This is a genomic window from Candidatus Seribacter sulfatis, from assembly GCF_964187635.1.
Taxonomy (GTDB): Bacteria; Verrucomicrobiota; Verrucomicrobiia; order Opitutales; family Seribacteraceae; genus Seribacter; species Seribacter sulfatis.
This window is the reverse complement of the sequence record NZ_CAXLMO010000101.1, coordinates 1-6,205: the sequence shown is the minus strand read 5'-3', so window position 1 is coordinate 6,205 and position 6,205 is coordinate 1. Positions and strand designations below refer to the sequence as shown.

General features: G+C 46.5%; 1 protein-coding gene. It reads left to right on the top strand.

Features of this window, described 5'->3' with window-relative positions:
- The coding region (locus ACKPQ5_RS09580; RefSeq protein ID WP_407678884.1) for a DUF2341 domain-containing protein at positions 1-6,205 on the top strand (6,205 nt) is incomplete at both ends.

The following is a 6,205-nucleotide window of genomic DNA, read 5'->3' as shown; positions in this document are numbered from 1 at the left end:
TACGACCAAACATCCTCATTGGCATAACAACAATAACGGACGTTTTTGGGGTAGTCATACTGCATCTCAAGTTAAAGGTGGGGTTACTCGTTTAAACGGTAATATTATAAATGGAGAAACCACCTCATATCCGAACTCATTGGCTATTCTTAGCGTACAAACTACCTCTAATTCGGACGCAGATTGCTTTGGGTATGATCGATCTACAACGACGAATCAATGGAGAGGTAAACTGGGAGAAATCCTCATTTACAACACGGCTTTGTCCGATGCCGAAATTCTTAATATCGAAGGCTATCTCGCTCACAAGTGGGGACTAATGAGCAACTTGCCCAACAGTCATCCCTACAAACTAGCCCCTCCTCTTGGTACGGGTACCCCTTCTTTCACTGCTGACACCCCATTCGGGAACGGTAAAGCCATCGATTTAGTTGATGGGCATGTGGAAATTTCCACGGGTGGAAATGAAGATGTGTTTGATGGTAACGGCTCATTCTCTGTATCCGCATGGGTCAAGGGCTGGTCGGACAATTCTTTCGCTCCAGTAATTTCCAAAGGAGGTGAAGTGCCCAATCCGAAATCGATTAGCTCAATGAAATTATGGCTCGATGCTCAGGATCTTGATACTATGGATAAAGGCACATCTGCAGGTGCAATTGGAACACCGACCGATGGAAGCAATGTAAAATACTGGGCGGATAAAAGTGGAAATGGGCATCATGCGACAGCGAGTGCAACACCATCCTATCATACAGCAGGGCTATGGGGTAAATACCCAGCAGTTAAAAATTCGGGAGGTCATTTGACTATCACGAATAGTGCCACAGCTTTTGATGCCTGGAACTCGATGTCGCTTATATTTGTTTACAAATGGGCGAGTGGGGGTTGGAGCTGGGAAGAAAATATCAAAAAAGGAAATGGTTTTACTTTTGGTAAAAGACGGATCGAAAATCAATATAACCAAGGTTTTCGATTGGGAACCGGAGATGTTCAATCAACTGGAATTACCCGAGCGAATGTGGAACCAAAAATCGTTTGTTTTACCTATGACGGTGTTGCCGGGAAAATGAATTGGCACGCAAACGGAAGTAGTGCAGGTACAAAAACTTCAGGCGTTCCCAGTGCCTTTAATTCCTCATCAAGTGATTCAGTCGTTTTTATGAATACTATGCTCTATGGAGAAATTTTCATATTTCGTAATGCCCTCAGCGATACCGAACGCCAAACCATTGAAAGCCACCTGGCCATCAAGTGGGGCATGACTGGAAATTTACCTGCCACTCACTTATTTAATACCCAAAAGGGTTGGTCTGTGGGAAGGGGAGAAAAAGAAAACACCTTGATTACTAATATAAAAGGCACCGGCGAAATCGAGGAAGCCTCCCATTCCACTGCTCTCTCAACAGACAATCAATGGCACCACATCGTATCGACTTATGACGGGGGCACCCGCAAGATCTATCTTGACGGTACGGAAGTATCCTCGGCTTCCGCATCCGGTTCTGTTGCATCGACCACCGCCACCCTTTTGCTCGGTGCATCCGACATGAATGATACGGCGGGCACGGTCGCCGCTGCAAGGCACAGCGGAATCAAGTTGGACGAGGTCCGGTTCTACACCAGTGGGCTAACATCCACGCAGGTCTCCGCACTTTACAATTTTGGTAAGGGGGATATTGGAAACATTGGTGAATTTGCCACCCTGCCCGCGAAGATAAGCGGAACCACAGGCACTGCCCTATCCACCACCGTAACCGCGGCTTTTCCCAATGCCAATTACGAGGCAGTCAACCTAACTCCCGGACTGGGCATCAATTCCGCAACCGGCGAAATCTCGGGTACGCCCACCGTGGGTGGAGTGGGCTCCATTACCGTAATTGCAAAAAATGCTGCTGGCAAACGGGCGGTCACCACCATTCCCTACGACAGTAACCCCACCGGTCCCGCTTTTGCCTTCCCCACTACCTCACCCGCTTCGGACCACGCTGTCGTAATGGGAGAAATCACTCACTCGGGAGGAGAGGAAAATGTGGTGGATTTATTCTGGGGAGACAATGACGGTAATCAGACATTATCCAACTGGGATTCCAATGCCACCCCACTCGGCACGGGCAAGGAAGGATTCTACGGCACCACCATATCTGGACTCACCGCAGGAGAAACTTATCATTATCGACTTCGCAGTCAGGGAAAACTAAACCCCAAAGGAATTTCTGGATCAAACCTAAATCTTTGGCTGGATGCGGCAGACAGCAGTACACTTACTCTGTACTCAGGTAGAGTATCTACATGGTCAGATAAAAGTGGAAACGACAACCATGCGACTCAATCAAATTCTGACTATCAACCAACCCTAAATAATTCTGTTCTCAATGCTCTTCCAGTTATTCGATTTGATGGAAGCAACGATGTCATGACCCTTTCGGGCGATCATGCTTTGCAGACCTTTTTCTTCGTTCTCAATGCAAGGGATGGAAATAATTTTGGAGGTTGGGATTGGCCGATGGGTGGTTGGTCAAGTTCTGGTAACAAAAAACATGTTATATTTGCAAGGGCGGGCAATAACTCTATTAAGGGAGAAAATGCATCTATTAACGGTGGTACGCCCAGTTCTGAATATATTAATTTTTCCCCTCTCTCAGAACATAAACTTGTTAGGGTTGCTTTCAATGCCCCAGCTTCAAGAAGTGACTGGAAAATCGGTGATGGTGACGCTAATTGGAACGGCGACTTTGCCGAAATTATTGCCTACTCGGGTACTCTATCCACCATTCAATCTCAAAAAGTCGAAGGCTATCTCGCTCATAAGTGGGGGCTATCGCTTCCAAATGGCCATCCCTACAGAATAACCCCACCAGCCTCCCAAACTACCTGGAGCTCGGTTCAATCCTTCACCACTCCAACCAATGTAACCGTTCCTGTTTTGGGTTCCCTATCTACTGCCAATGTCAAAACAACCACAGCCGACCTTCAGTCCACACTGACCGACAACGGCAATGCCGCCACCGATTTGATTTTCTACTGGGGAGACAACGACGGGGGCACCAATCTCTCATCATGGGACTCAAACTTCACCGTTTCTAATGCCCAAGTGGGCACCCTGCGGAAATCTCTGACCGGACTTACCGGGGGAACGACTTATTATTTCCGTACCTATGCCTCCAACTGGAAAGGTAATGTATGGGCAAGCACCACCCGTAGTTTCACTACCGTAACCAGTACCGTACGGGATAACCCCGTCCGAAACAGTGACCTCAAAGGCTGGTGGAAACTGGATGGCAACTTAAAGGATTCCTCAGGAAACAACCACCATGGGAAAGGAGATTTCACCCTGAGCCCCAAAAATTTTGATGGTTTAAAACTCTGGCTGGATGCTTCGGACAGTAGTACCATTTCCCACAATAATAACAAAGTTACTCTATGGAAAGACAAGAGCGGAAATAACAGACATGTATCACAGTCTGGTGCCGATAGTATAAAACCCACTCTTTCTTCGGGATCTATCGCATTTAATGGGTCTCAGTACCTTTTTAATGACTCACCTTTTATGTATGCCAACGGCTCAATAGAAATTTTCATTGTGGCTTCTGGAAATTCTCAAAGTGACATTAGATTTATTTGCGAAGGTAGTTCTTCTGACAGTGATCCTATTTACGCTTTTCAAACTACCAACGAAAGTCCCCAGAACCGTCTAGCCGTATACTTTCGTAATGACACCGGTTCCGCGAGGAGAAGCCAAAATGCTATTCTAAACGATGTGGCCATGGATGGTTCCTACAAAATTCTACATTGGATGGATACGGGCAGTTCTATTGTTGGTCGTGTTAATGGTGGCACACCGGGCTCTTTATCTTACACCAGATCAGGAAGTATGTCCACAAATCGGTTCTGTATAGGCGGAGTTTTACGGTCCACTTTCGCATCAGGCTTCACTGGGAATATCAAAGAGATTATTATTTCATCTCCGCAGTTAGATTCTGAACGCCAAAAAATCGAGGGCTACCTGGCCCACAAGTGGGGCTTGGATGGCAGCTTGAATAGTGGACATTCCTACAAATCAGTTGTGCCACTACCGAAAAGTAATCCCTTCTCCACCGATGTGGTATCGGGCAGCGGAAAATCCCTAGACCTTTCCAACGGTACCTTTGCCACGGTATCCACCGGTGGTACGGAGGATGTGTTTGATGGGGACAGTAATTTCTCTGTCTCGATGTGGGTGAAAGGCTGGCCAAGTGAGGCAAACCAAACCCTCCTTTCCAAGAACGACTTCGACCCTACCAAAATGGGCAAATTAATGTCTTGGCTTGATGCAGATAAACCCAAACATATGGCAAAAGTAGAGGGAATCGTTTCTCCCCCGGCCAACAATGAATCGATCTCTATGTGGTTGGATAAAAGTGGTAAGGGATACCATGGAATACCTAATTCAAGTGCTTCGTTACCCATTTGGAAATCCACTGGTTTAAACGGAAAACCCACGGTTTCCACCGGCAACTACATCGAGATCAAGAACAGTGGTCTTGATTTTGATGGTTGGGATAAACTCCATGTATTCGTTGTCATGAAAAGTAATTTAAAAGATTGGACAAGAATCTTAGGTAAAACAACGAATGAAAGCAGTGCTGCTAATACCGCATGGCATTTTTCTTGCCGTATTTCATGGAATGATCCGCAAAAATTATTTTTTTCGGCAACCAACAGTTCCGGAACAAATTATTGGCAGGAAAACCAACATGCAGAAAATAATTCCTTCAAATCTGCAACGGGTGGTCTACTTAATTTGTCATATGGGTCGGGTAGCATAACTAGACGAGTCGATGGTACTCAAACAGACACCAGAAGCGTAACGGGTGCTTTAAAATCATTGCCTAATGAATCGGTAAAGCTTGGGAAAAATTACAACATCAATTTTTCCGAATTTTTAATTTTTAACGACAAGTTAAGCAGCACGGATGAACTTAAAGTGGAGGGCTACCTCGCTCACAAATGGGGATTACAGGGCGAACTTCCCAGTGGGCATGCACACAAATCGAACACTCCTAGCTTCGGCGGTTGGGCCATTGAACGCGGGCCTTCTGGAGCAGATGACCTTACCCTGAATTTATCTGGTGCAGGAGATAAATTTACCAAACCTGTGCCCATGAATGATGATCTATGGCACCACCTTGCCACCACCTTTGGCGGGGGAAATAAAAAGATCTATATCGACGGTGCGGAAGTGGGTACGACCAGTCAATCGGGTTCTATCACTGACTCCATTAGTAGACTAATTCTCGGTGATCCGAATATCAATTCGTCATCGTCTTATCCCAAGATTGATGATGTGCGCTTTTACCGTGGCGTACTTACAGCCGCTGAGGTTGCTGCTATTTGCAATAATGGCAGTGGGGATATCGGGCAGCCAAAGCTAGCCATCACCAGCCCATCCACATTCAGTGGTTCAACCAATAAATCAATATCATACCAAGCGAGTTCGGTTACTGCCTATGGGGTAACTGGGCATGATGCCACGGTCTTCTACGAATTACTAAATGTACCCAGCGGGCTATCCCTCAATATGGCTAGTAATACCGTGGGTACTGTAACTGGTTCAGCCTCTACGGCAGGCACCTACAACTTCCAGCTCAAAGCTTCTTCAACGTCGAATGATCATAATTGGTCAGCCGTAAAAGACATTACCCTTACAGTTAACGACTACTCTGGTTGGAACTATGCCCTCCCCTTCACCACCGATTACAGTGGCTCAACCGTGGAAGACTGGAATATGCTGGTGCGTTTTTCCGAGGACAATTCAACAGGATTAGGTGCATCTGGGTTCCGTTATGCACAGGCTAGATCCAACGGAAGCGATCTTCGCTTTATCGATAAACATGGTGCCGAGTTAAAGTACGAAATTGCCAATTGGAACCCATCCGGCGAATCTCAAATCTGGGTCAATGTGCCCGCCTTAAAATCCGATGCAAACATTACAATGTACTGGGGTAATCCAAGCGCAGGTCTTCCCACCTATGCCAATGATGGAAGTGTGTGGAAGGATTACTTCGGGGTTTATCACCTGGAACAGACGAGCGGAAACGCAGAGGATTCAAGCCCGCTAAACAATGATCTCACCGCCCTGAATACGCCGGTATTGGAAAGCTCAGGCTTGGCCGGAACCGCATATTCCAGCACTGACAGTGCAAACAATGGTTTTCTTTCCAATTCC